Source organism: Allobosea robiniae (genome assembly GCF_900102525.1).
GTDB lineage: Bacteria > Pseudomonadota > Alphaproteobacteria > Rhizobiales > Beijerinckiaceae > Allobosea > Allobosea robiniae.
Genome location: NZ_FNBZ01000008.1, coordinates 40,748 through 64,474 on the forward strand (window position 1 = coordinate 40,748; position 23,727 = coordinate 64,474).

20 protein-coding genes and 1 pseudogene are annotated in these 23,727 nt (G+C 65.1%); 7 read left to right on the forward strand and 14 right to left on the reverse strand.

Translation table 11 applies throughout. The features are described 5' to 3' along the window. Nucleotide 1: 1 nt before the first annotated feature. The 9 genes from BLQ70_RS20910 to BLQ70_RS20950 form a co-directional block, all read right to left on the reverse strand. On the reverse strand, nt 2-481 hold the full coding sequence (locus BLQ70_RS20910) for a DUF4381 domain-containing protein (protein WP_091860919.1): 480 nt from the start codon (nt 479-481) through the stop codon (nt 2-4). Further along, the gene (locus BLQ70_RS20915; protein ID WP_091860922.1) at nt 478-1,476 is read right to left on the reverse strand and encodes a DUF58 domain-containing protein; all 999 of its coding nucleotides are present in this window, start codon (nt 1,474-1,476) and stop codon (nt 478-480) included. Before BLQ70_RS20915 ends, BLQ70_RS20910 begins: the two co-directional genes overlap by 4 nt. Nucleotides 1,477-1,485: 9 nt before the next feature. After that, nucleotides 1,486-2,469, reverse strand: coding sequence for an AAA family ATPase (locus BLQ70_RS20920; protein ID WP_091860925.1), 984 nt, complete (start codon nt 2,467-2,469; stop codon nt 1,486-1,488). Between the two features lie 103 nt (nt 2,470-2,572). Next, nucleotides 2,573-3,532 (reverse strand): formylglycine-generating enzyme family protein, encoded by a 960-nt coding sequence (locus tag BLQ70_RS20925; protein WP_091860928.1) that lies wholly within the window; start codon nt 3,530-3,532, stop codon nt 2,573-2,575. Nucleotides 3,533-3,571: 39 nt separating this feature from the next. Then, nucleotides 3,572-4,567, reverse strand: a complete 996-nt coding sequence (locus BLQ70_RS20930) for an HAD family hydrolase (RefSeq protein ID WP_091860931.1) — start codon at nt 4,565-4,567, stop codon at nt 3,572-3,574. Between the two features lie 16 nt (nt 4,568-4,583). Further along, entirely contained in the window at nt 4,584-6,053 is a 1,470-nt protein-coding gene (locus tag BLQ70_RS20935) for a DUF1254 domain-containing protein (RefSeq protein ID WP_091860934.1), read from the reverse strand. A gap of 79 nt (nt 6,054-6,132) precedes the next feature. Then, complete coding sequence (locus BLQ70_RS20940) at nt 6,133-7,728, reverse strand: arylsulfatase (RefSeq protein WP_091860937.1); 1,596 nt, start codon at nt 7,726-7,728, stop codon at nt 6,133-6,135. 139 nt (nt 7,729-7,867) lie between these two features. Next, entirely contained in the window at nt 7,868-8,671 is an 804-nt protein-coding gene (locus BLQ70_RS20945; RefSeq protein WP_139163610.1) for a hypothetical protein, read from the reverse strand. Nucleotides 8,672-8,807: 136 nt separating this feature from the next. Beyond that, on the reverse strand, nt 8,808-9,053 hold the full coding sequence (locus tag BLQ70_RS20950) for a hypothetical protein (protein WP_091860940.1): 246 nt from the start codon (nt 9,051-9,053) through the stop codon (nt 8,808-8,810). A gap of 182 nt (nt 9,054-9,235) precedes the next feature. Here BLQ70_RS20950 and BLQ70_RS20955 point away from each other — a divergent pair, with 182 nt between their 5' ends. Continuing rightward, complete coding sequence (locus BLQ70_RS20955; RefSeq protein WP_091860943.1) at nt 9,236-10,243, forward strand: SphA family protein; 1,008 nt, start codon at nt 9,236-9,238, stop codon at nt 10,241-10,243. Between the two features lie 177 nt (nt 10,244-10,420). Here BLQ70_RS20955 and BLQ70_RS20960 read toward each other — a convergent pair whose 3' ends face one another. Then, on the reverse strand, nt 10,421-11,002 hold the full coding sequence (locus tag BLQ70_RS20960; protein ID WP_091860946.1) for a hypothetical protein: 582 nt from the start codon (nt 11,000-11,002) through the stop codon (nt 10,421-10,423). Nucleotides 11,003-11,718: 716 nt separating this feature from the next. Then, nucleotides 11,719-12,129: a hypothetical protein gene (locus BLQ70_RS20965; protein ID WP_139163611.1), complete on the reverse strand. Its 411-nt coding sequence runs from the start codon at nt 12,127-12,129 to the stop codon at nt 11,719-11,721. 330 nt (nt 12,130-12,459) lie between these two features. On the opposite strand from BLQ70_RS20965, the gene BLQ70_RS20970 reads away from it, so the two are divergent. Further along, entirely contained in the window at nt 12,460-13,854 is a 1,395-nt protein-coding gene (locus BLQ70_RS20970; protein WP_170843490.1) for a porin, read from the forward strand. A 796-nt stretch (nt 13,855-14,650) separates the two neighbouring features. On the opposite strand, the gene BLQ70_RS20980 is transcribed toward BLQ70_RS20970, so the two are convergent. Beyond that, the gene (locus BLQ70_RS20980; RefSeq protein WP_091860959.1) at nt 14,651-15,991 is read right to left on the reverse strand and encodes an ATP-binding protein; all 1,341 of its coding nucleotides are present in this window, start codon (nt 15,989-15,991) and stop codon (nt 14,651-14,653) included. Further along, nucleotides 15,988-16,650: a response regulator gene (locus BLQ70_RS20985; RefSeq protein WP_091860962.1), complete on the reverse strand. Its 663-nt coding sequence runs from the start codon at nt 16,648-16,650 to the stop codon at nt 15,988-15,990. Before BLQ70_RS20985 ends, BLQ70_RS20980 begins: the two co-directional genes overlap by 4 nt. 110 nt (nt 16,651-16,760) lie before the next feature. Here BLQ70_RS20985 and dsbD point away from each other — a divergent pair, with 110 nt between their 5' ends. From dsbD to BLQ70_RS26265, 5 genes and pseudogenes are all read left to right on the forward strand, one after another. Then, nucleotides 16,761-18,545 carry a protein-disulfide reductase DsbD gene (dsbD, locus tag BLQ70_RS20990; RefSeq protein ID WP_091860965.1) on the forward strand — a complete coding sequence of 595 codons (1,785 nt, stop codon included), beginning with the start codon at nt 16,761-16,763 and terminating at the stop codon, nt 18,543-18,545. A 48-nt stretch (nt 18,546-18,593) separates the two neighbouring features. Then, a complete protein-coding gene (locus BLQ70_RS20995) occupies nt 18,594-19,244 on the forward strand; it encodes a DsbA family protein (protein WP_091860968.1) in 651 nt (216 codons plus the stop codon). Nucleotides 19,245-19,293: 49 nt separating this feature from the next. After that, a pseudogene (locus BLQ70_RS21000) lies at nt 19,294-19,953 on the forward strand (L,D-transpeptidase); the annotation flags it as partial. A 52-nt stretch (nt 19,954-20,005) separates the two neighbouring features. Further along, the gene (blh, locus tag BLQ70_RS21005) at nt 20,006-21,316 is read left to right on the forward strand and encodes a bifunctional sulfur transferase/dioxygenase Blh (RefSeq protein ID WP_091860974.1); all 1,311 of its coding nucleotides are present in this window, start codon (nt 20,006-20,008) and stop codon (nt 21,314-21,316) included. Beyond that, a complete protein-coding gene (locus tag BLQ70_RS26265; protein ID WP_413813542.1) occupies nt 21,313-21,507 on the forward strand; it encodes an ArsR family transcriptional regulator in 195 nt (64 codons plus the stop codon). The genes blh and BLQ70_RS26265 overlap by 4 nt, the downstream gene beginning before the upstream one ends. A gap of 426 nt (nt 21,508-21,933) precedes the next feature. Here BLQ70_RS26265 and BLQ70_RS21015 read toward each other — a convergent pair whose 3' ends face one another. Beyond that, nucleotides 21,934-23,715 carry an ABC transporter ATP-binding protein/permease gene (locus tag BLQ70_RS21015; RefSeq protein ID WP_091860976.1) on the reverse strand — a complete coding sequence of 594 codons (1,782 nt, stop codon included), beginning with the start codon at nt 23,713-23,715 and terminating at the stop codon, nt 21,934-21,936. Between the last annotated feature and the right edge of the window lie 12 nt (nt 23,716-23,727).

Genomic DNA, 23,727 nt, shown 5'->3' on the forward strand with positions numbered 1-23,727 from the left:
GTCACGCTTCCTTCGCCGCTCGCCCGCGCTGACTGCGGAGCCAGTCCTTGGCCTGTGCGACAAGCGCGCTCGCCCCCGGCGCGCGCCCACCGGGAACGAACATGTCCGTCAGGCCCTCACCCAGATCGGCCGTCTGGATGCCGGCCGGGGTGGTCTGCCTGATGAACGCCGCCCAGCCTGGCCCGGTCAGCGACGCCACCTCTTCCCGACCGTATGCGACGATCGCCGCGCGCTTCAGGACAGCCGAGACCGCTTCCGCCGTCTCGGCTCCACCTCCGGCCAATGCATCGATCTCGGCTTCAGCGCCTCGGAGATAGGCATCGGCCCGGTAGCGCCGAAGCGCCCGCCACGCCACGACGGCCAGCATTGCCCCAACCGTCACGCCGACGATCCAGACACCGGCTGCGGGAGGCCAGAACGATATCGGCTCCGGCAAGGCCAGGTCGGCCATGTTGGCGAGATCGCCGGGGTCGCTGCTCATGGCGCTCTCCCGCCGAGGCGGCTCAATCTCTGAGCCTGGCGCCGGCCGATCAGCGCGCGCAATTGCGTGGCGACGTCGCGTTCGGTCGAGATCGGCAGGACCGGAATGGCTCGATTGCGCGACAGCGCCGCGAGTCGTGCACGCCATTGCACGCGCTCTTCGCTGAACCGGGACCGCAGAGTGGCAGATGATGCATCGACCTCGAGCTGCGCGGATCCGGAGCTGAAAATCGCGGGCCCGATATCCGGCAGGTCCTGCTCAAGCGGATCATGGATGAAGACGGCCAGAACGTCGTTATGGGCACACAGGCGAGTCACCAGACGATGGGTGTCGTCATCCTCGCCGGCGGCGTCGGAGATCAGGCAGATCAATCCGTCATGTGCGACCATCCGGGCCGCGGCGGCGAGCGCTTCGTTCAGCCGCGCGGCTCCGCGCCCGCTCGGCGAGGGCGGTGTCAGAGCAGCGTTCTGGCGGGCGATCTCCGCGAGGACGCGGACCACGCCGTGGTCGCGGGTCTGCGGGCGGACGGTGACGATGCCGTCATCACTGAAGACGACGGCGCCGACACGATCTCCCAGCGAGGTCACGCGCCAGGCTGCAAGCGCCGCGACCTCCGCGGCGGCGACCGATTTCATCATCCGGCGGCTGCCGAAGAACATCGTGCTGCGTTGGTCGACGAGCAGCAGCACTGGCCGGTCGCGCTCCTCCGAATAGACCCGGACATGTGGGCTGCCGAGCCGCGCCGTCGCGAGCCAGTCGATGGTGCGGGTATCGTCGCCCTCGAAATAGTGCCGCAACTCCTCGAAATTCAGCCCGCGCCCGCGCAGGCGCGAAGCATGGCGGCCGGCGAGCAGGCTGTGCACCGGCTGGCGGGGCTGGAAGCTGAAGCCATGGGCGCGGTGCTTGAGGCGCAGCAGTTCGTCGAGGGTGACGAAGGCGCGTGCGGATGCCGCTGGCTTCGTCCCCACTCCTGACCGTTCCCGCATCAGTGCCATGCCCGGCTCCTAGATCGCGACGGCGACCTGCTTCACCACCTCGTCCAGCACCGCATCCGCATTCACGCCGTCGGCACCGGCCTCATAGGCAAGCGAGACGCGATGCCTGAGGCAATCATGCACGACCGACTGGACGTCCTCGGGCGTGACGTAATCGCGTCCCTGCAGCCAGGCATGGGTCCGCGAGCAGCGGTCGAGCGCGAGCGAGCCGCGCGGGCTCGCGCCGACCGCGATCCAGCTTTTGAGATGCTCGCCGAATTCGGCCGGCCGCCGCGTCGCGGCGATGAGCGCGACCATGTAGGTCTCGACGACATCCTTCGTCGCGACCCGGTCGATTTCCGCCCTGGCCCGCAGAACGGCCTCCTGCGGGATCTTCGCAGGAGCTGGCGCCGGACTGCCGGAGGCGGCCGCGTTCTCGGAGCGGACCAGCCGCATCACCTTCACTTCGTCGGCGTCGGATGGATAATCGATCCGGATATGCATCAGGAAGCGGTCCATCTGCGCTTCCGGGAGCGGATAGGTGCCTTCCTGCTCGATCGGGTTCTGGGTCGCCAGGACCATGAAGAGCGGCGGCAGGTCATAGCGCTTGCCGGCGACGGTGACGTGCCGCTCCTCCATCGCCTCGAGCAGGGCCGACTGGACCTTGGGCGGGGCGCGGTTGATCTCGTCGGCCAAGATGAGGTTGCCGAAGACGGGGCCCTTGCGGAATTCGAACTGGCCGTCGGGGCGTAGGATCTCGCCGCCGGTCACGTCGGAGGGCAGCAGGTCCGGCGTGAACTGGATGCGGCTGAAATCGGCTTCGAGATTCTTCGACAGGCTCTTGATCGCCCGGGTCTTGGCGAGGCCGGGCAAGCCTTCCAGCAGGACGTTGCCGTCGGCGAGCAGCGCGATGACGATGCGCTCGACCACCTTTTCCTGGCCGATGATATCCTGGTTGATCCGGTTCTGGAGTTCCCGGACGGCATCGCGTGCGCTCGGTCCGGCTCCATCCATCGTCCCATTCCCGAAAACGCCGACATCGGCGTCGATCCGGAGATTTGGGCGGCAGGCCCGGCGAAGTCAGCCCTGTTACGGTTACGGTCGCACCGGGAGGTCGTCAGCCGCGCTCGCGCAGGACGCAGCGGAAGCCGACATGGCTGGTCGAGGTGTCGACCGGTTCGGCATGGCGCGCCGCCGGGCGATAGCGCCGGCAATAGCTCGGGGCGCAGAGATGCGAGCCGCCCTTCAGGACCTTGCGGGCAATGCGGATCGCCGGCTGACGCGGATCGTAGCTTTCGGCTTCCGGGCCGCCACGGGGATTCTGCGGCACGCAGCAGGCTTTCGGCGCATCGGCCTGATGGCGCACGGACCAGAAATCGGCGGTCCATTCCCAGACATTGCCGATCATATCGTGGAGCCCGTAGCCGTTGGGCGGAAAGGCCCGGACCGGCGAGGTGCGCGCCCAGCCGTCCTCCCTGGTATTCTCGTGCGGGAAGCTGCCCTGCCAGGTATTGGCCATGTGGCGGCCATCCGGCATGAACTCGTCGCCCCAGGCGAACTCGCTGTCCTCGCGCCCGCCCCAGGCCGCGAATTCCCATTCGGCTTCGGTCGGCAGCGCCTTGCCGGCCCACGCGGCATAGGCCTCGGCATCGCGATAGGCGACGTGGACGACGGGATGATCGTCCAGGCCCTTGATCGAGGAGCCGGCGCCATAGGGCTTGCGCCAGGTCGCACCGAACCTGAACGTCCACCACTGCGCCCAGTCGTGCAGGGCGACCGGATGCCTCGGCGGGTCGAACATCAGCGACCCCGCCCGCAGCATGTGGGGCAAGGCGCCGGGATAATCCCTGGGATCGGGGGCGAGCTCGGCGAAGGTGACATGGCCGGTCGCTTCGACGAAGCTGCGGAACTGGCTGTTGGTCACCGGCGTCGCGTCGATCCAGAAGCCGTCGACGTTGGCGCGATGGCTCGGCGCCTCCTCGGCATAGTGCCGGTCGGAGCCCATGCGGAAAGTGCCGCCTTGGATGCGGACCATGCCGTCCGTAAGCAAACGCGCCTCTGCGATCGCGGCGTTCATTATGGTTGCGCTCCCTCGATCGTCCCTATGCTGCCATGGTCACGGCTTGCCGGGGAAGACCGTCTTCCAGTCGGCTTTCATGTCGACGATGGTCCAGCCCTTGGCCCGGCCCTCGTCCAGCGCCTTGTCGAGCTTGCCGATCGGCGAGCTGCGATCATAGGCCCATTCGCGCTCGGAATCGGTGTGGTGGATGATCAGCGCCAATCGTGGCCCGCTGCCCGCAGCCGTATACTGGAGCATCTGCAGGTCGCCGTCGGAATTACCGAAAGCGAGGATCGGGCGGCGGCCGATGAAGCGGTTGATGCCGACCGGCTTGCCCGGACCATCATCAACGAACTCGGCCTTCGCCTGCTTGAACAGCTCCGGCCTGCCGCGGGCATCGAGACGATAGGTGACGACGCCCGATGAGCCCACGACCTGCTCCGGCGGGATGCCATAGGTCTTCTCGGCGAAGACGCGCATGAACTCGACGCCGCCTCCCGAGACGATGAAGGTCTTGAAGCCTTGGCTGCGAAGAAAGCGCAGCAATTCGACTTGCGGCTGGTAGACCATCTCGTCATAGCGCCGCTGCTTCGTCGGATGCCGCGCCACGTCCAACCAATTGCCGACGATATTGGCGAAAGCGTCGGTCGTCATGCCGGTATGGGTCGTCATCATGGCCTGCAGCAGGCCTTTGCCATGGTCGGCGGAAAGTGCCTTGAGGTCACGGGCGAGAACCGAGCGGTAAGGCTCCTTGCCCTTGAGCTCGGGCTTCTCGGCGGCCAGCCGCCTGATTTCGTCGAGCGCGAACTGAAGCTGGAAATAGACCGGCTGCTCGGCCCAGAGCGTGCCGTCATTGTCGAAGGTGGCGATGCGCCTTTCGGACGGTACGAAGTCCGGGCCGCCCTCCTGCGAGACCTTCCCGACGAAATCGAGAATGGCCTGCTTGGCCTTGCCGTCGTTCCAGGACGGGAGGGGATCGGTCTGGGCGAAGGCCGGCGCGCCCAAGCTCGATAGACCGGCGGCAAGCAGAGCAAGGACGGTTCGGCGCAGCATGGCTATCGCGGCCTCCTCAGTTCGCTTTCAGCACCGGGGGCGGGGTCCATGCTCCCTGCATCACCTCCGCCTTCGGCCAATAGGCGCGGACGTAAAGCGAGAAGTCGCCTTTCGGGGCCGGGAGCCAGTTGGCGCGCTGTGCGGGATCGCTGGGAGCTTCGGACTGAACGTAGATGGTCAACGATCCGTCAGTGTTGAGCTTCAGGTCCTTGTTCTTCGTGCCGACCGAGAAGCGGTTGATCGGGTTGGCGACGAAGAAGTGGTGCTCGTTGTAGATCGACAGGGACCAGAACCCGTTCACCGGCGGAGTGCCCCCCTTCGGGAAGGTGACGGTATAGCGGCTCGCGGCATTGAGGCGGCCACCCGCATTGTCGAGGTCCTGGTAGAAATACTTGGTCTCGTTCGGCGAGTTCACCATGATGTTCGACTTCGCCACTGCCGTTCGGGTAAAATAATCGGTGCCGAAAGCGGACTCGTTCGAAATCGTCGACCAGTTATGCGGGAGCTGCTGGCCGTAATTGCGAAACTGGAAGAGCGGCGTCACCAACCTCTCATCGGCCTCGGCGGCACCTTCGGTCATCGCCCGCTTCAGCTTGGGATCGGTCTTCGCTGCGGTGAGCACGGCGAGCACCTGTGCATAGCGAGCTTCCTCTCCCGGAAGCGGCGGTGCGTCGGCCAGGACGAGGGGCAATTCGTCGACGAATTTCTCCGGAAACACCCAGCGGGTCTCTGTTTCGCTCGGAGGCGGAGGCGGCACGACCGGCAGCTTCGTCCAGTTCATCGTCTTCACCGTCCCGTCGAACTCGGCGAGCGGGTACATCATGATGCCCGGCAGGACGGACTGGATCGCCCGCTTGTCCTCGGGCGTGTCGTCCTGGAAGATTCGGGGGGCCATCAGCCCGGTATTGCTCGGGGATCGAAACACCTTGGTGATCCCGGGCGGGACATCCCCGTTCCAGTTGGGCCCTACCAGCAGATAGAAACCCGGCAACGTGCCATACATCTTGCCGAGCTGGACGAAGCTGTCGGTACGCAGATCGACGGTCTGATAGACCCAGAAGCGATCCCCGAAATCGGGTACCTGGATGACGACCGGGGAGATGTCGAGCGCGAGCGAACCGATCCCGTAGACGACATCCTGGTTCGGGCAGGCGATGGAGCGCTCCTCCGGTTCGACATAGTCCGTCAGCATGGCGAGTCGATTGAGCGGAGCCTGCATCAACGGACCGGAGCGAGCGGTCTCCTTTACCTGGGCGAAATGCAGGCGACGGTTGAAGATATTGACCATCGGCCAGGTCCAGAAATAGGCGTCGCGACCGACGAGACGCGCATATGCCTCGGTGATCTTCACGCGCGTATCGGGGCCGGGCGGCATGGCGCGGCCCCAGCCGGGCGAAGCCTGCAAGGCGGGTCCCTGAGCCAGGGCCGGCATGCCGATCAAAAGCGCGACGGCGCCAAGCAACGCACCAGAATGAATGGCCCGCATCGAAGTCTCCTCCCTCGCCTGGCGCTCTTCCGTCGAAAGCCTACGGGCCGCTCGATCGAACGGCCCGTGGCGAGAACCCCTATTTCGAGGTCCGGGCGGCGGCCTGATCGAGGTTCTTCATCAGGGCGTCCACCATCTGGTCGACGCTGAAGCTCGCCGGCCGCTGGCTCGGCGGGTAGTCCTTGAAGGTGCCCAGGAAGGGAGCGACCTTGTAGACGCCGTACTGGATCAGATAGGCGTTCCGGGCGAGCCAGTCGTAATACTGGTCGGAGACGACGTCGGCCCGTTCCATCGGATCCATGCGCAGATTGAAGACCTTCGGGGCGCGCAGGCAGGTGAAGGGATTGGCCCAGACCTCGAAACCGCCGGGCTTGCGCTGTTCGCAGAACACGACCTTCCAGTTATCGTAACGATAGGCGACGAGATTGCCGTCGTCGTTGAAGTAGAAGAACTCGTTGCGGGCCGATTTCGGCTGCTGACCGGTGAGGTAGGGCAGCTGGTTGTAGCCGTCGAGATGGACCTTGGCCTGCTTGCTGCCGAGGCTCGTGCCCTTCTGCAGCTTGTCCTTGATCTCGCCGTCGCCCGCGGCAGCGACAAGGGTCGGGAACCAGTCCAGGCCGGAGACCATCTCGTTCGAGATTTCGCCCGCCTTGATCTTGCCGGGCCAGCGGATCAACGCCGGCACACGGAAGGCACCTTCCCAGTTCGTGTCCTTCTCGGAGCGGAACTGCGTCGTCGCGGCATCCGGCCAGGACCACTGGTTAGGGCCGTTATCGGTGGCGTAGACGACGATGGTATTGTTGGCGATCCCGAGATCGTCGAGCGCCTTTAGCAGCTTGCCGACATCGCGATCGTGTTCGACCATGCCGTCGGCGTAGTCGTTCCCGGGCATGCCGCTGATACCCTTGTTGGCTTCGCGGATATGGGTGAACACATGCATGCGCGTGGTGTTCATCCAGGTGAAGAACGGCTTGTTGGCTTTCACCTGACGCTGCATGAAGTCGATCGCGCCGGCCGTGGTCTCGTCGTCGACCGTTTCCATGCGCTTGCGGGTGAGCGGGCCGGTATCCTCGATCTTGCCGTCGGCGGAGGATTTGAGCACGCCGCGCGGCGAGCCCGACTTGACGAAATTCGTGTCGTTCTTGGGATAGTAGGGGCCTTCCGGCTCCTCTTCGGCATTGAGGTGGTAGAGATTGCCGAAGAACTCGTCGAAGCCATGCCGCGTCGGCAAGTATTCGTCGCGGTCGCCGAGATGGTTCTTGCCGAACTGCCCGGTGGCATAGCCGAGCGGCTTCAAGGCCTCCGCAATCGTCACGTCGCGATCCTGCAGGCCGACTGTCGCTCCGGGGATGCCGACCTTGCAGAGACCCGTGCGCAGGCAGACCTGCCCCGTGATGAAGGTCGAGCGCCCGGCCGTGCAGCTGTTCTCCGCATAGTAATCGGTGAACATCATGCCTTCCTTGGCGATGCGGTCGATATTCGGCGTCTTGTAGCCGACCAGGCCGTGCGAATAGGCGCTGATGTTGGATTGGCCGATATCGTCGCCGAAGATGACGAGGATGTTCGGTCTGGCCGAACTTGGCGGGCTTGGAGCGGGTTGCGCTTGCGCCGGCAGCGCCGACAGGCCCAATCCGACCACAAGGCCGACCGCGGCAAGGAATTTATGGCGTCCCATGAAACACTCCCGGTTGCGGATCCGTCGCCGGGGATTGCGTCTCTGCGAGAGCGCAAGCCTGGGTGCGCGACGCCGGAAAGTCGCATGGAGGTATCGCGCGCTTAAGGCCGTAACTGTATCGACAGCGCCCGTCCGGAACTCAATGGGAGGCGATCACGGCCGAGATGGATTGCGCCGCGGTCTCAGCAAGATCGTCGATCAGCTCGAAGCAGGGCGTCGCCTTCGCGACAAAATCCCGGAAGTCGGAAGCCAGCACCTCGCCGTTGCGCAGATCGCTGAAACGCCAGGAATAGCGGCGCCGCTCGGCCAGCGGACGCACGGCGATGTCGAGGGAATAGGTCTCGCCGGGATGAGCGAAAAGTGCGTTGATCGAGCCGGTCGCCGCGCTGCGCTCTACCGATGGAACGACGAGCGTCTTGAAGCGGGCCTTTCGCAACAGGGGAAGCAGGGCATCGGTGAAAAGCTCACCACGCAAAGCAACTTCGGGGTCCGCCTGATCCGAGTGATCATGGATCACCACCGCCGCTAGCGTCCCGTCCACAATCTCGGCGACCATGCCTTCAAGGAGGCAATCGCGCCCATCTCGTCCGGGCAATCCGGCTGCCCAGCCGAATGTCGGCACATAACTGCCGCGCGGTATCGTGATCCTGATGCGATCGCCGCTTCCCGCACCATCATAATAGGCGTTCAGCGCCGAACGCAGGCGCGTCGCCTCGATGCGAACGATGGGATCGACGGTCGGGTCAAAGCTGTCATCCCGACCGAAGACGTCGACGCCGATCGAGTAGGCTTTGATCCGGTCGGAACGCCCACCGATCGTCTGATTCACGACGAAGCTCAGGAAGCGCCTATTTCTTTCCGAGATTCTGAACGAACCGCTGGCTACCAATGCTTCGAGAGCCGAAAGTACTTCTCCAGGCGAGGGCTCCTCACCCTCGGTCAACACCTTTCCGTCCATTGCTCCGCCTCCAAAGCCTGGATCGAAAAACTATCTCTCATCAATCGTTGTAACAGTGACGCAACTATAGCGAGCTTGGCAAGCACAGACCCTCGCCACGGCATGGCCAAGAGCGACACCGTTAGGAAATCCTCTCCAGAATATCTTGTTCTGTCGCGGAAGCGAGCGCGTTGTATTCCTCCGCGCGTTCCCGGCCAACCACCGAAGGTGATTTTGCCCAATAGGCCGCGGCCTCCCAGGCGGCCTCGTAGGCTTCGCACAGTTCCGCCAGGCGGATGTCTTGGCCGTATTTCTCACGCAGCGCGGCGCGCCGATCCGGCCAGCGGAGCATCAGGCGGGCAAGCCCGCGTTTTTGCGCCTGTTCCATATGAGACATCCGTCGAAGCGCTGAACGCATCCAGAGCCTATACGCCCGTAATCCTGCCCCGGATGCAGTCGATACAGTTGCAATGCCGGCTGTTACGCCCAGTCCGATTATTTACCTCCTCAACTTGACGCTACGCGCTGAATCATCGGACCGTCCGTTCTCGTGACGGGAGGGCGCAGATCATGAAGCGATTCAGGACCGCGCTTCTTGGGGCCACGGTCGCCCTGTGTGGCAGCCTGACCCATAGCCAACTTGCAGCGACGGAAGGCGGCGCAAGCCTGTTTCTCCCGGGATTGCACGGCCCCGGAGCCGGCATGCTGCCGCCACCCGGCTTCTATTTCGAGAATGACTTCTATTCTTATTCTGGACGGCTTTCGGCAGGAACCCAGACGCAGTTCGGCGGCGCCGTACTAGCCAATGTTAAAGTCGAGGCGCGGGCCAATTTCATGACCCCGACCTGGGTCACTCCTTTCCAGATATTCGGCGGCAACCTCGCTTTTGCCGTCTCCATCCCATTCGGCACGCCGCGGATCAGCGCTGGTGCCGTGATTGCGGCGCCCCGTCTTGGCCGCTCCTTCGGGCTCAGCAGCCGCGATGCCACCTTCAATCTCGGCGATCCCATCGTCTCCAGCTTTATCGGCTGGCATGCCGGCAATTTCCACTGGCAGGTCGGCGGCTCGCTGAGCATTCCGGCCGGCGCCTACCAGGAGGGCGAGCTCTCCAATCTGGCGTTCAATCGCTGGATCGGCGACGTTTTCGCGGCAGGGACCTGGCTCGACCCCAAAATCGGCCTCGACATCTCCGCTGCCGTGGGTTTCGAGATCAACGGCAAGAATAAAGACACCGACTACCGCAGCGGCAATGCCGTGCATGCCGACCTCGCGATCACGCAGTATCTCAGCAAGGAATTCTCGATCGGCGTGATCGCCTCGCATTACCAGCAGGTCAGCGGCGATGGCGGCGGCGGGGCCTCGCTCGGCTCCTACAAGGGCCGTGTCACCGCAGTCGGCGGCTCGATCGGCTATAATTTCAGCGTCGCGGGCACTCCGGTCGCCGCACATCTCAAGGTGCTACGCGAGGTCAGCGTTGAGAATCGGCCCCAGGGAACGATCGCCCTGATCAGTCTCGCCTTCCCATTGGGACATGTTCCAGCCCCCGCTGCTCCGTCTCCGACGGTCGTCAAGCGCTGATAAATCAGTACACACGTCCGCAATAGCGTTCCGGCTGAAAACGCCCCGGGCAACGCAGGCTGCGGCATCACCCCGCCGGCATCGTCAGCCTCGCCCAGCGTGGTAATCCACGGCGCCGGCCTCCCCCTCGAACCAAGACGAGAGGAAAGCCACCGTCGAGGCGCTGGGGACGAACGTCTAGTTCAGGATGATGTAGAATGCCTCGGCGAGGGTCAGATCGACCATGTCGCCCCTCCGCAGACGCAGCAGATCGGCCTTGAGCGCGGGATCGGCGACCTTGAGCGAACGCGCGCCGAACGGGCCGACATAGCTCACGACGCTCGTGGCCGCGTCGAACCTTTCGAACCGCGCGGTCAGCGTGATCGTCCGCACGACGAACCTGTCCGGCAGGTTCTGGAATTGCGGTTCGCCGGCCGCTTCCGTGTAGGCGATCCCCGGCCTGGCCCCGCGCCTGCTGCGTCCGATATCCAAGAGCGCGCCCTCGATCCGTCGGATCTCGACCCTGTCGCCCTCGCGAAGCCGTTCGAGATTGCCGAACGCCGGCGGGACGTCGACGCGCCAGGTGTTGCCCTGCTGCTCGACGACGACCGAGCGATCGCTCCGGTCGATCGACACCACCCGGACATTCAGGCGTTCGATCTCGACCGGGCCGACCCCGGCGACGATGACGGTTTCGCTGGCGATCTCGGGATACGGGGCGCAAGCCGCGACGCCCGCAGCGATCGAAAGCGCGACGATCAGGCTGATATGCCTTGGCATGAATACCTCCGTCTTGAATCGGCCTATTGCAGGCCCGCCTGGTTTCTCTCGCAATGACCAGTCTTCTCAGGGTGGGCAGACGTCCCAGAAGCCCTGCGTTCGCTGCGGATTTGTGTAGAACCAGCAATAGCCGGGTGCCGGCGGTTGCGAACTGACATAGGCTCGGGCCGCCGCGGCCGTTGCGAAGCCGATTGCCGCCCCCGACACGACCGCCAGGCCCGGATGCCACCAATAGCCGGCTGGGCGAACCCAGGGACGAACCGGAGCAGGCACAGGCCGATAGCCGGGGCGGACAACGGCCCCACGACCCGCAACGACATTCCCTCGTGGCCCGCGCGCGACATAACCCCTGCCGGCCACAGCACCGCGCGGCCCGCGAGCGACATAGCCGCGCCGGGCGACTACGCCGCCTCTCGGCCCGACGGCGACGCCCCGTTCAGCAAAACCCCGGCGGTATTGGGTCGGCTCGACGAACTCGGGCGCGACATTCCCCAATCTCGATCCGATCGGCGTGAATGCCTGTGCGTCAAACGAAACGAGCGAGATCGGCAACAACGTCACGGCCATGGCCTTCGATACAAGGCCGACGATCGACGCTGCCCGAAGGGAACGGGCCGCGTTCGCACTCAAGAACGACATCATCCATCTCCTTCTGTCCTGATCCATCTCATCAACGAGGAAAAAGCAGAGCCAGGCTCTGTGCTGGCGGGTGGCTGTTATTTGTCGCACCGGTGATAGCTGGTCTCGACCTCCGGAAACTCCGGGTCGAAGCGCAGGACATCGCCGTCGGGCTTGAAGCGGACGGACACGCTCGACGTCTCGAAGATAACTGCAGTCTTGCAGCCGAGCAGAACGGTCAACACGTCCCCCTTCTGCTTCGAGGAGATCACATCGCAGGTGGCGTTCGCACCGCGAATATGCTTGCCGGTCGCAATAAATCCCGACCAACCTTCGGCTGAGTGCTTGAAGACGAGTTGCCCGTTGCGTTTGGCGAAGACCTGGTCGCAGCTCGCCGCACTCGTTGCCCACGCGCCTTGCAGACGCTCGACCGCCAGGCTCGGCTGCCCGATGGCCGTGGCAGCGACCGCGAGAAGCGCCAAGGCGACAGGTTTCGTACCTCGTTTCATGCTTTCATCCACTGAAGTGTCGGCCCGATCGACCTTGCCCGCATGTCGCGGCAGGCAATATCTTCGAACGAACTCCGCAGAGTCGGAAGCAGTTTGGCGGCCGTAACTGTTACACTCCAGAATGCGGATGCTCGACAGCTACCGGACGAAGACGCTCGAATTTGCAGACCCAGCCAGAAATTTCGCGGGGCCGCCGGAAACATGCGCGCTCCACCAAGCCGCTAACGCGCCGCGTAAGCGCCGACTTGCAAAGCCGGAGCGTTGGTACGCCTGATGGCGGAACCGTCAGCATTACGCAGCTCCCTTGCTCACAAGAAGCGAGATCATTGGATGAGGGGTCTCGAAACAGGTTGGGGATTTCGCGGCATTCGTGGCGCTCAAACGCGACGATCAAACGAGGAGTCGATGTTCGTTCCTAAACGCATTCTGCCTGACGAGAAGCGCGTTCCGCCAGTTCGGCGCGGCGCTCTGTCGATCGCGACCAGAATGCATGCGGCAACGGCGCTTGCCGCTATCTGTATTCCCGTATTCGCAAGCCCACATGCGCTCGCGGCCAGCAAGCCTCCCCTGTTCCTGCGCAGCTGCACGATCACTCCTCCTGAACCGAGTCCGGTTTTTTCATTTCCTGCCGCCTCGAAGCCTGCTGCGGTAAGCGATGACGAAGACGATGATGAGGATGACGAAAGCCCCCACGGCTTCGTATCGCCGGGGTTAGGCGCCTGCGTAGCCGTCTCCGGCACGGTGAATGCGGGGCTCCAGCGCGACAGCTACAAGGCGAACGCGCTGGCCCGGGCGACCGGTCTGGTGCCGCAGGGGGCCATCAGTTTCCCGCTGAGCGCCTCCTTCCGCATCGAAACCGGGCAAACGCTTTCCGATGGACACTATCTGGCGAGCGCCTTCGAGTTCTCGATCGACACGTCCAGCGACGGTGGCAGCGAGCTCACGATGAGCGAGGCCAGCGTTACTTTCGGCGCGTTCGCCTTCGGGTTGGCGGGCTCGCGCTTTGATTTCTGGACCGGCGACGACTTCGCCTTCATCGGTCGGATTCCGAGCCGCACCGTTGCGCTGATCGGCTACGAGCGACAGCTGACCGAACAGCTTAGCCTGTCGCTGTCGGTCGAAGACACCTCCGCCGACCGGCGCACGGTGCTGCCAAACCGGGGCAATCGCGTGCCCGACGGTGTCGCGCGTTTGCTCTACGAGCAGGACGGTTTGACGTTGCACGGAGCCATCGCGGTGCGTGACGTACCGGGCGGTGGTTCCGGCCGCGTCGGCCGGGCTGCGATCCTCGGCGCGACCTGGGAGAAGACGCTGCTGGACCGGCCGTTGACGCTGACGGCCCAGATCGCCGGAGCCGTGGACGCGGCCCCCTATATCGGTTCCAGGCTTGACCAGCGCACGGCCTTTTCGGCCCTGACCGGAGACCTGACAACGCGCGGCTGGTCCGGCGTAGTCGCTATCGGGCGTGAATGGACGGATGAATGGTCGACCAACACCTATGTCAGCCGGTATCGGCTTTCGATTCCGACCTCTTCCGGGTTGGCCGGCTTGATTCAGATCGACCGGGTCGCGGCGAACCTGGTCTGGGCGCCGGTCGATGGACTGCGCATCGGCCTCGAAGGTTCCATCGCTTGGCAGAAGCTCGACATCGCCGGGAATGCACGCGCGGCGAGCCTCTCGGGCCGGCAAAGTTCGGCGCAGCTTTTCTTCGAACGAACCTTCTGACGACCATCCTCGATTACGCATGCGCGATTATGATCTGCAGTGTGGAAGTAATGTGTCGAGCTGAACCCCGCCAGCGTCGCCCTTCGAAATAAGGCAAACTTTTTACTCGGCCTTCCTCTTCGCTGTCGGCCCGCCGACAAAGGCAGCAAGGGCTCGTCGCACGCACATTAGCTTCGCTAATGAGACAGCCCGAAAGCAGACACCTTCAGAGTCCGCTTAGGGCCACAAACGCAGGTCGCTCTTCCGGGTGAGATGCGCCAGTTGCGGACATTGGGAGCTTACCCAGAAGCTGACGTTCGCGAGGGATAGGCGCCGAATCTGAGGACGACCGTCCTGCAAGGGGTATCCTCTGCCGTCGCCGAGTGGACGTTAGATTTCGGGAGCGATGAGTAGGTCTTGAATGGCCAACCCGGAGCTATCGAACACGGTGATATCGGCATCAGTATCCTGCCCAACACCTCGCCGGTTAGATCCATCCGGATACGGGCGAGCGCCGCGACTTCGTAGCGGGCCTGGTGGCCAGTTCCAAAAATGGCAAGCATGGAGGCGTCGCGGCGCGCCAATAGATCGGTCGCGACCGCGTCAGCCTCTCCGCCTCAGCCGTGTGGTAGGCGTTGGGCGGAAGTCAGAAAGGCGTTCGATCGTTTAGCCGAGGCCGGCTGCGCGGCGTGTGTCACTACGTCTGCCTCAGGCAAAAACGGGATCATCTTGTTCGTCTTCTCTACTTTCTACGGCTGAACCGCTCGACAGGTCCAATGCGGCCGGATCAAGCAGCGAACATTGGCTACGCAGCAAGTCAACTGCGGGAATCGGGTGCCATCTGGAGCGTTGCTTCCAGGCCGCCATGGTCGCCGCGGTTGGCGAGACGGAGTTGTCCGCCCATGCGCCGCACGGCAGCATCGGCGATCGCCAACCCAAGTCCGGTTCCGATCGCGCTCTTGTTGCGGCCGCGGAAGAAGCGCTGCGTGACGAGGGGGATTTCATCCTCTGGAATGCCCATACCCTCGTCTTCGACCACGATCCCGTTCCCGGCCGCAGCCTTGCGCCAGGTCACCATGCCGCCTGAGGGCATGTGCCGCACAGCGTTGTCGTGGAGGTTGCGAAGGGCGAGCGTCAGCAGTTCGCGGCTGACGACCACGGTCAGCTCCCTGAGCGCGGGTTCGATCGTGACCGAAATGCCGGCTTCGGGAGCGGGGGCCGTGGCCGTGATCTCGTCGAAGACGTCACCGATGATGACGGGCTCGCGAGCCTGCGGCTCGGCATTCGCGTCGAGCTTCGCGAGCGCCAGCAGCTGGCGCACGAGGCGCGTGGTCCTGTCGACGGAGAGCACGATCTGCTGCAGCGCCCCCTGTCTGACCTCCGGAGCGGCGGCGCTCATCGCGATCTGGGCCTGCATCTTGAGCCCTGCAAGCGGTGTCCGCAGCTCATGCGCCGCGAAGGCCGTGACCTCCCGTTCGTGCCGCCGGGCCGCCTCGACCTTGGCGAACAGACCGTTCAGTGCCTGCGTCAGCGGCTTGACCTCCGCTGGTGCGCGCACGGGATCGATCGGGCTCATATCGTCGGCGTCACGCCCGCCGACGTCGCGGGCCATCGTCCGCAGCGGCCGCAGGCCTCGCCCTAGGCTGATCCAGATCAGCAGGGCGAGCAGCGGTGCGATCAAAAGGGCTGGCGCCAGCAGCCCTTTGATCAGATCGGAGACGAGGCGGTCGCGCAGGCCGAGCCGGTCTCCGACCATAACCCGCGCGCCCGTGGCGGCATTGGCGATGGTGTAGATGCGCCAGGTCTCGCCATCGACGACGCGGTCGGAAAAGCCCGCCGCCGCTTCCGTCAGGCGGCTATCGGGCGCACCGCTCGACCGAGCCATCAGGCGGCCATCCAGCGACCAGATCTGGCACGAAAGCTGGCGCTCATAGCCCGCCCCTTCTGCGGGCAGGCTCGGAAGGACGGCAGCGGGGGATGTCATGTCGGCGTTGGCAACGAGCGAATTCACCATCCGCGCCGCCTCCTGCAGACGGGTATCGAGGACGTGCTCCAGCTCCCCGCGCGTCCCAGCGTAGATCCACAGGACGGCCGACAGCCAGATCATCCCGGTCGCGCTCAGCAGGATCGCGAAGAGGCGCCCGCGCAAGGAGGTCATGACGGCACCCTGATCCGGTAGCCGAGGCCGCGAACCGTCTCGATCACGTCACGGCCGATCTTGGCCCGCAGGTGGTGGATATGGACTTCGACCGCATTGCTCTCGATCTCCTCCTGCCAACCATAGAGCCGATCCTCGATCTCGGCCTTGGAGCGCACCGTGCCGGGCCGCTCCAGCAAGGCCGCCAGCACCGAAAACTCGCGCCGGGACAGTGAGAGAGGCACGCCGTGCAGGGCGACCGACAGATTCGACGGGTCCAGCATGATGCCTGCGGCGGCAAGGCAAGGCGACGCCCGCCCCGAGCCACGCCGGGCGATGGCTCGGACGCGGGCACCGAGCTCGTCGAGGTCGAATGGCTTGCCGAGATAATCGTCCGCCCCGGTGTCGAGGCCGCGGATGCGGTCGGATGTCTCGTCCATCGCCGTGAGCAGCAGAACGGGGGTCTGGTTGCCCGATCCGCGCATCTCGCGCAGCAGATCGAGGCCGGAGCCATCCGGCAGCATCAGGTCGAGCACGACCGTATCGAAGACAGAGGTGGACAACGCGGCGCGCGCATCGGCGCATGTCCCGACGCAGTCCACCGTCATGCCGGCGAGGCCGAGCCCCACCTTGAGCCCATCGGCCAGAACCGGATCGTCCTCGACCACGAGAATGCGCATGTGTCGGTATCCTCCCTCGCATCATCGATCCCGGCGATCAGCCAGCCCAGCCTTAAGGCTGGCTTAAGCTGCGATGTCGAGATGGCGGCCTCAACCGATCGAAGGTCGCCATGTACCGCCCGTTTCTCGCAGCGCTCGCCAGCCTCGCCCTCTGCCTCATGGCGATGGTGGGCGTCGCGTCCGCCGCCACGCCGCGCCCGGCTGACGAGGTCTTCCGCCTCGGCGTGGATCGCGCTGCCGACCGTAGCCTCATCCTCACCTGGACGGCCTTGCCGGGCCATTACCTCTATCGCGAAAGCCTGAAAGCGCAGCGGCAGGACGGCACGCCATTGACGCTTTCCACTGAGGCCGGCGAGCAGAAGGACGATCCCAATTTCGGACTGACCGAAATCTATCACGGCCAGACGCAGGCCCGCATCGCGGCCAGCGACGCGCCGGCAACAGGCACTCTTGTCGTGACCTATCAGGGCTGTGCCGAGCAGGGCGTCTGCTATCCGCCGATCGTCAAGGCTGTCGATCTAGCGACGGGTGCCCTGTCGAAGGCGCAGTCCACCTCCGTCCCGGACACCTCGCCGGCTGTCGCTTCCTCTCCCAGCAACGCAACGACAGCCGTAGCACCGGCCGGTCTGTTCTCCGGCAGCTTGGCGTTGACGCTGGCAAGCTTTCTCGGCTTTGGCCTGCTCTTGTCGCTGACGCCGTGCATTTTTCCGATGATCCCGATCCTGTCGGGCCTGCTGGCTCAGACGGGCGCGCAACTGTCGGCCAGGCGTGGTTTCGTTTTGTCGGGGGCCTATGTGCTCGCCATGGCCTCGGCTTATGCCGCCCTGGGCGTCGCCGCGGCGATGTCAGGCCGCAACCTGCAGATCGCTTTGCAGACACCCTTGGCCCTCGGGCTGATGAGCCTCGTCTTCGTCACCCTGGCGTTGTCGATGTTTGGCCTCTTCGATCTGCAGCTTCCGCAGGGCTGGGGCACGCGGCTTGCGGGAACCGGCCGCGGTCGCAGCGGCTCGCCGGGCGGTGCGGCGATGCTCGGCTTCAGCTCGGCGCTGATCGTCGGTCCATGCGTAACGCCGCCGCTGGCGGCCGCGCTGCTCTATGTCGCGCAGACCGGAGACATGGTGCGCGGGGCGGCGGCGCTGTTTGCGCTCGGCCTCGGCATGGGCCTGCCGCTCGTGCTGTTCGGCACGTTCGGCGCTCGCATCCTGCCGCGGTCGGGCCCCTGGCTGGTCAAGGCGAAGCAGGGTTTCGGCTTTGTTTTCATCGGCCTCGCCATCTGGATGCTCGCGCGTGTCCTGCCGGCCGGCATCACGCTCCTGCTGTGGGGCCTGCTGGCGATCGCGGCCGGCGCCTGGTTCGGCGGCTATTCGCTAATCCGCGACCACCTGCGCCTGCTGCCGCGTTTCGCTGGGGCAGTTCTTGCGCTGTACGGCCTGGTGCTGGTCGGGGCTGCTGCGACGGGGCGACCGGATCCGCTACGCCTCGCGGCCTTTCTCGACGGCGCCGGTGCGTCGGAGCCGGCTGCGGCAACTGCGAGGGCGAGGATCGTCTCCACGCCCGCCGCCTTCGATGTTGTGCTCGCCGAGGCCCGGGCGGCGAAGCGGCCGATCCTCGTCGACTTCACTGCCGACTGGTGCACAATCTGCAAGGAGATCGACCGCGGCGTGATGCGCGATCCCGCCATCAGCGCCCGCCTCGACAGGCTCACGATCATCCGCGCCGACCTGACCGTCTATGGCAGCGAGGGGCAGGCCCTGATGGACCGCTTCGGCGTCGTGGGCCCGCCGACCCTGTTCTTCATCGATGCCGGCAGCGGCCGTGAGGTCGATGGGGCCCGCACGACGGGCGCCACCACCGTCGACGCCTTCGCGGCGATGCTCACGAAAGCCGGTGCCTGACACCGCCTCTCCCCTCGCATGTCCATCTCGTCACCCCTGGAGCTTGCCATGAACCGCAGAACCTTCATCTCCCGCTTCGCTGGATTGAGCGCCTCGGGCGTTCTCGCCACGATCTGGCCCGCACTGGTGGGGATTCCCACTGCCCTGGGCCAGGAAATCGACACCAACGCCATCCTCAACGACCCCGAGGCGCCCACCGCCGGCAATCCGAAGGGTGACGTCACCATCGTCGCTTTCCTCGATTACAACTGCCCTTTCTGCAAGCAATCGGCGCCTGATCTCGTTCGCATCGTCAAGTCCGACGGCAGGATCAGGCTCGTCTACAAGGATTGGCCGATCCTGTCGGAGGCCTCGGTCTATGGCGCGCAGCTCGCGGTCGCAGCCCACTATCAGGGCAAGTACGACGCCGTGCACCATGCGCTGATGGGCATTCCCGGCAGGCGGATTTCCAAGGAGAGGATGCTGGAAGCCGTGAGGGCATCGGGCGTCGACATGGTCCGCCTCCAGGCCGATCTCGACGCCAAGGCGGACGCCATCACCGCCCTGCTGCGGCGCAACCTCGCCCAGGCCGACTCCATCGACCTCCAGGGGACGCCGGCCTATCTCGTCGGCCCGTTCCGGACCTCGACGCTGGATTATGCCGGCTTCAAGCAGGTCGTGGCCGACGCGCGCGCCAAGCAGGCGGCGAAACAGAATTGACCGCCATCCTCGCATCGCCTGCCATCCAAGCCTCATCAGAAAGATCAGAATGATCCGCGTCCTCCGAGCGGCGAAGCCGCTCGCCGTCATCGCCTTGCCGCTGCTGATCGCCGCCTGCACCACGGTCCAGCCGCAACCGCCTGCAACGGCCTCCTACAGCGCCATCCCGCCTCACGTCGCGCAGCGCTATGCCGCGATCGAGACCGAGAAGTTCAAGGTGCCGGCGGTCGATCTCGACGATCTCCAGCCCCGCAATATGCGTCAACTCGTCGACTACCCGACGAAACACCGGCCCGGGACGCTCGTCGTGGATCCACATCAGCGCTTCCTCTATCTGGTGCAGGAGCATGGCAAGGCGCTGCGCTACGGTGTCGGCGTCGGCAAGGCCGGCCTCGAATTCACCGGAACGGCGACGGTCCAACGCAAGGCGCAATGGCCGCGCTGGACACCGACGCCCGACATGATCCGGCGCGATCCGCGGCGCTACGCGAAATGGTCGGGCGGCATGGCCGGCGGCGAAAGCAACCCGCTGGGCGCGCGCGCCCTCTACCTGTTCAAGAACGGCAACGATACCCTCTACCGGATCCACGGAACCAACGAGCCTGAAACGATCGGCGAGGCCGTCTCCTCCGGATGCATCCGCATGATGAACCAGGACGTCATCGACCTCTACAACCGCATCCCGAGCGGCTCGAAGGTGGTCGTTCTCTGACGCTTGCAAGTTGCTAGTATATATTCGCGGCGAGTCCTGGAGGCCGGCGATGCACCCCATCAAGATCACGGAAACACTGTCGGTCGCCGGCCAACCGGCTCTGGCCGACTTCGTGCCTCTTGCTGCGCAGGGCTTCAAGGCCGTCGTCAACGTTCGGCCTGCCGGCGAGGAGGCGGGACAGCCCGGCTCGGCTGCCGAGAGGAAGGCGGCCGAGGAGGCCGGTATGGCCTACAGCTTCATTCCGGTGACCGGCCCGACCATCACCGAGGCTGACGTAGCAGCCTTCCGCGCGGCGGTCGCGCGGGCGCCGGGGCCAGTATTCGCACATTGCAAAAGCGGCACCCGCGCGCTGACTCTTCATGTGCTGGGCGAAGTCCTCGACGACCGTCTGTCGGCCGATGCGGTCGTTGGACTCGGCCAGACGTTCGGTTTCGACCTCGCCGGCGCCGAGGCCTGGCTCGACCGTCGTGCGGCCCGGGCGCCACAGGTCACCGGCTTCTACGAGCCGAGGAGCGGCAGCATCCAGTACGTCGTCTCCGACCCTGCGACGAAGGCCTGCGCCATCATCGATCCCGTCCTCGACTATGACGAGAAATCCTGCGCGACCGCCACGACCCAGGCCGACGCCATCCTCGCCTTCGTCCGTGAGAATGGCCTGCGCGTGGATTGGATCCTCGACACCCACCCCCACGCCGATCACTTCTCCGCCGCGCAGTATCTCAAGGGCAAGACCGGCGCGCAGACCGCGATCGGCGCGCAGGTCGTCGCCGTGCAGAAGCTCTGGAAGGATCTCTACAACCTCCCGGATCTCGCCACTGACGGCTCGCAATGGGATCGGCTCTTTGCCCATGGTGAGCGGTTCAGGCTCGGCTCGCTGGAGGCCTCCGTGCTGTTTTCGCCGGGACACACGCTGGCCTCGATCACCTATGTCATTGGCGACGCCGCCTTCGTCCACGATACGCTGTTCATGCCCGAATCCGGCACGGCGCGGGCCGATTTCCCCGGCGGCAGCGCCAGCGCGCTCTGGGCTTCGATCCAGACCATTCTCGCGCTGCCCGACGAGACGAGGCTGTTCACGGGGCATGACTACCAGCCCCATGGCCGCGCGCCGCGCTGGGAGAGCACGGTCGGCCAGCAGAAGCTGACGAACCCGCATGTCGCCGGGCAGGACGAAGCCTCGTTCGTCGCCCTGCGTCAGGCGCGTGACAAAACGCTCCCCATGCCCAAGCTCATCCTGCATGCGCTGCAGGTGAACCTCCGCGGCGGTCGCTTGCCCGAGCCGGAAGCGAACGGCCGGCGTTATCTCAAGATCCCGCTCGATGCCTTCGCCGGAGCGGCCTGGGACGAGACGGCGCCATGACTCAGGTGCCGATGAACCTGGCGGAGCTGGCGAGCCGGGTGGCGGAGGTCGCCGGCCTGCTCAAGGCGCTCGCCCGTCCCAGCCGACTGATGCTCGTCTGCACGCTGGTGGAGGCGGAGTATGCCGTCGGCCAGCTCGAGAAGATGCTGGACGTTCACCAGCCGACACTCTCGCAGCAGCTCCGATGTTGAGGGGAGCCGGCATCGTCGAGATACCACGCGAGGCCCGGCAGACCTTCTACCGATTGACCTTGCGGAAGGCCGTAGGTCTTGTCTCGGCGTTCATACCATCTTCTGCGCGCCGAAGCCTGTCCTATGACCGCCCATTGGCCTTGCCTACCCGCCGTTCCTGATAGAGGGCGCTGCTCAAGTCAGAAGTCGGTCGGCATCGGCCTCTCCGAACTCGTCCGCAAGGGGCTCATGCCACAAGCGCGAGCGCGCCCACAGTGAAGCCGACCAGTACCTCGGGAATGCTGTGCGCGCCCAGCTTGACGCGGCTGATCCCGCTGACAACCAGGAGCAGGACTATCCTGAGCACCGAATTTGACCGGTTTGTCGCCGCAGGAGGAGGCCGCCTTCGGAGGCCGCTTTGCCGGTGGCTTCTTGGAGCGGCTCTTTTCAGGAGCGGCTCGCGGTTATCTTGGCTTTGTTCCGAGGGACATGCTGGAGGTGGATGCTGCGCTGGAAGAAATGATGGCCGATATCACCACCGGTGCTGACAATGGTACACTGGCTGAGCTTGGCCGCGAAGGCCGCCAGCAATGCGGCGCGGCTTTTTTCGCGAACGGCGCCCAGTGAATCATTGAGAAAGACCCATCGTGGCGTGTGTAGGAAAACGCGCGCGAAGCCGAGTGTCTGCTGCTCTTCCAGCGACAGATGCCGGTCCCAGTCGGCGACGCGGTCGAGGTCTTCCACCAGACGGTCGAGGCCGACCGCGTGCAGCGCGCCGGCATAGTGCTCGTCCGTATGGTCTTGCGCGTCGGCGGGATAGGCCAGCGCGATCCTCAGCGTGGCGCGCGGAAAATAGGGGCGCTCGGGCAGGAACAGCATGTCGGCTCGCGGCGGCAGGCCGATGCGGCCGTCGCCCCAGGGCCAGAGTCCGGCGAGGCTCATGAAGAGCGTTGTTTTTGCCGCCGCGCTGTCGCCCTCGATCAGGACATGCTCGCCGGCCTTCAGCTCGATCCTGCTTTCCTCGATCGCGGCGCATTCGACGAGCGAGCCGGGCAGATAGGCTTCCACCTGTTCGAGGACTAGGACGCCGGCCGGGGCTTCGTAGAAGGTGATCCTGTGCTGGTCGGCGTGCAGCTCCTCGATACGCTGGAGCCTGTCGCGCAGGGCCATGATCCGAAACAACGTTGCCCGCCAATCCGCGATCTTCGAGAAATTGTCGACGAACCAGCGCAGGGCGTACTGGACCTGGTTGAAGGCGCCGACCGCGACCATCAGGGTTCCGAGGGAGAGCCGGCCGCCGAAATAACCGGGCGACGCGATCACGAAGGGCGCGGCCATGGCGAGCCAGCCATGGCCCGACGTCACCCAGGTCAGCGAGACGATGCCGTTGGCGAGCTGGCGCGCCAGCGATTGGACTTTGTGAAAGGTCTGGTCGAGATGGGCGCGCTCGTCGCTTTCACCCTGATAGAGCACGACGGCTTCCGACCGCTCGGCCACCTTGATCAGGGACGCCCTGAAATCGGCCTCGCGCGCATAGCGCTCGGCGTTCAGCGCGATCAACGGCCGGCCGACCCGCCATGCCAGCCACGAGCCGATGGAGGCATACGCGATCGCGCACCAGACCATGTAGCCGGGAATGGTGAAGTCGCCATGGCCGAAATTGAACACGACCTGCGTCGAGAGGATCCAGAGCACGCCGATGAAGCTCACCAGCATCAGCGAGGCCTGCAGCAGGCCATTGCCGAGATCGACGGAGAGCTCCGTCAGGTGGCGGGCATCCTCGTGGATGCGCTGATCGGGATTGACACCGGCCTCACCGGCGAAGGCGAGCAGATAGGCGCGCTTGGGCTTCAGCCATTCGTCGAGCATGTCCCGTGTCAGCCAGCCCCGTAGCCTGACCTTGCCGACTTCGGTGAGCCAGGCCTGGGCGACGACGAGCAGGAGGAGCGCGCCGATGAGCGACAGAAACACCAGGAGCTGATGGCCGAAGGCTCCCAGGTCACGGTTCTGGAGGGCATCGTAGAGCGCGCCCTGCCAGTTGTTCAGCTGGATCTGGAATACGGCATTCGTCGCGATGACAACGATGCTGCCCATCGGCAGGAACAGCAGTGCCAGCCGGCGCGGCGAGGCGCGCATCGCCTTGATGAGGATCCAAAGCTGGTGCAGGACGCCGCTTGCCGAAACGTCCAGCGCGGAAGCGGCTGCGGGCGGTGTCGGGCTCCCGTCCATCGCGGCGCTCAA

What these genes read in the sequence shown, in the direction of transcription:
- BLQ70_RS20935 (WP_091860934.1), bottom strand. Translation starts at nt 6,053, where the DNA reads ATGCGGGCCATTCATTCTGGTGCGTTGCTTGGCGCCGTCGCGCTTTTG.
- BLQ70_RS20950 (WP_091860940.1), bottom strand. Translation starts at nt 9,053, where the DNA reads ATGGAACAGGCGCAAAAACGCGGGCTTGCCCGCCTGATGCTCCGCTGG.
- BLQ70_RS20930 (WP_091860931.1), bottom strand. Translation starts at nt 4,567, where the DNA reads ATGCTGCGCCGAACCGTCCTTGCTCTGCTTGCCGCCGGTCTATCGAGC.
- BLQ70_RS20965 (WP_139163611.1), bottom strand. Translation starts at nt 12,129, where the DNA reads ATGAAACGAGGTACGAAACCTGTCGCCTTGGCGCTTCTCGCGGTCGCT.
- BLQ70_RS20940 (WP_091860937.1), bottom strand. Translation starts at nt 7,728, where the DNA reads ATGGGACGCCATAAATTCCTTGCCGCGGTCGGCCTTGTGGTCGGATTG.
- BLQ70_RS20955 (WP_091860943.1), top strand. Translation starts at nt 9,236, where the DNA reads ATGAAGCGATTCAGGACCGCGCTTCTTGGGGCCACGGTCGCCCTGTGT.
- BLQ70_RS26265 (WP_413813542.1), top strand. Translation starts at nt 21,313, where the DNA reads ATGACTCAGGTGCCGATGAACCTGGCGGAGCTGGCGAGCCGGGTGGCG.
- BLQ70_RS20995 (WP_091860968.1), top strand. Translation starts at nt 18,594, where the DNA reads ATGAACCGCAGAACCTTCATCTCCCGCTTCGCTGGATTGAGCGCCTCG.
- BLQ70_RS20915 (WP_091860922.1), bottom strand. Translation starts at nt 1,476, where the DNA reads ATGGCACTGATGCGGGAACGGTCAGGAGTGGGGACGAAGCCAGCGGCA.
- BLQ70_RS20985 (WP_091860962.1), bottom strand. Translation starts at nt 16,650, where the DNA reads ATGCGCATTCTCGTGGTCGAGGACGATCCGGTTCTGGCCGATGGGCTC.
- BLQ70_RS20980 (WP_091860959.1), bottom strand. Translation starts at nt 15,991, where the DNA reads ATGACCTCCTTGCGCGGGCGCCTCTTCGCGATCCTGCTGAGCGCGACC.
- blh (WP_091860974.1), top strand. Translation starts at nt 20,006, where the DNA reads ATGCACCCCATCAAGATCACGGAAACACTGTCGGTCGCCGGCCAACCG.
- BLQ70_RS20970 (WP_170843490.1), top strand. Translation starts at nt 12,460, where the DNA reads ATGAGGGGTCTCGAAACAGGTTGGGGATTTCGCGGCATTCGTGGCGCT.
- BLQ70_RS20910 (WP_091860919.1), bottom strand. Translation starts at nt 481, where the DNA reads ATGAGCAGCGACCCCGGCGATCTCGCCAACATGGCCGACCTGGCCTTG.
- BLQ70_RS20960 (WP_091860946.1), bottom strand. Translation starts at nt 11,002, where the DNA reads ATGCCAAGGCATATCAGCCTGATCGTCGCGCTTTCGATCGCTGCGGGC.
- dsbD (WP_091860965.1), top strand. Translation starts at nt 16,761, where the DNA reads ATGTACCGCCCGTTTCTCGCAGCGCTCGCCAGCCTCGCCCTCTGCCTC.
- BLQ70_RS20925 (WP_091860928.1), bottom strand. Translation starts at nt 3,532, where the DNA reads ATGAACGCCGCGATCGCAGAGGCGCGTTTGCTTACGGACGGCATGGTC.
- BLQ70_RS21015 (WP_091860976.1), bottom strand. Translation starts at nt 23,715, where the DNA reads ATGGACGGGAGCCCGACACCGCCCGCAGCCGCTTCCGCGCTGGACGTT.
- BLQ70_RS20920 (WP_091860925.1), bottom strand. Translation starts at nt 2,469, where the DNA reads ATGGATGGAGCCGGACCGAGCGCACGCGATGCCGTCCGGGAACTCCAG.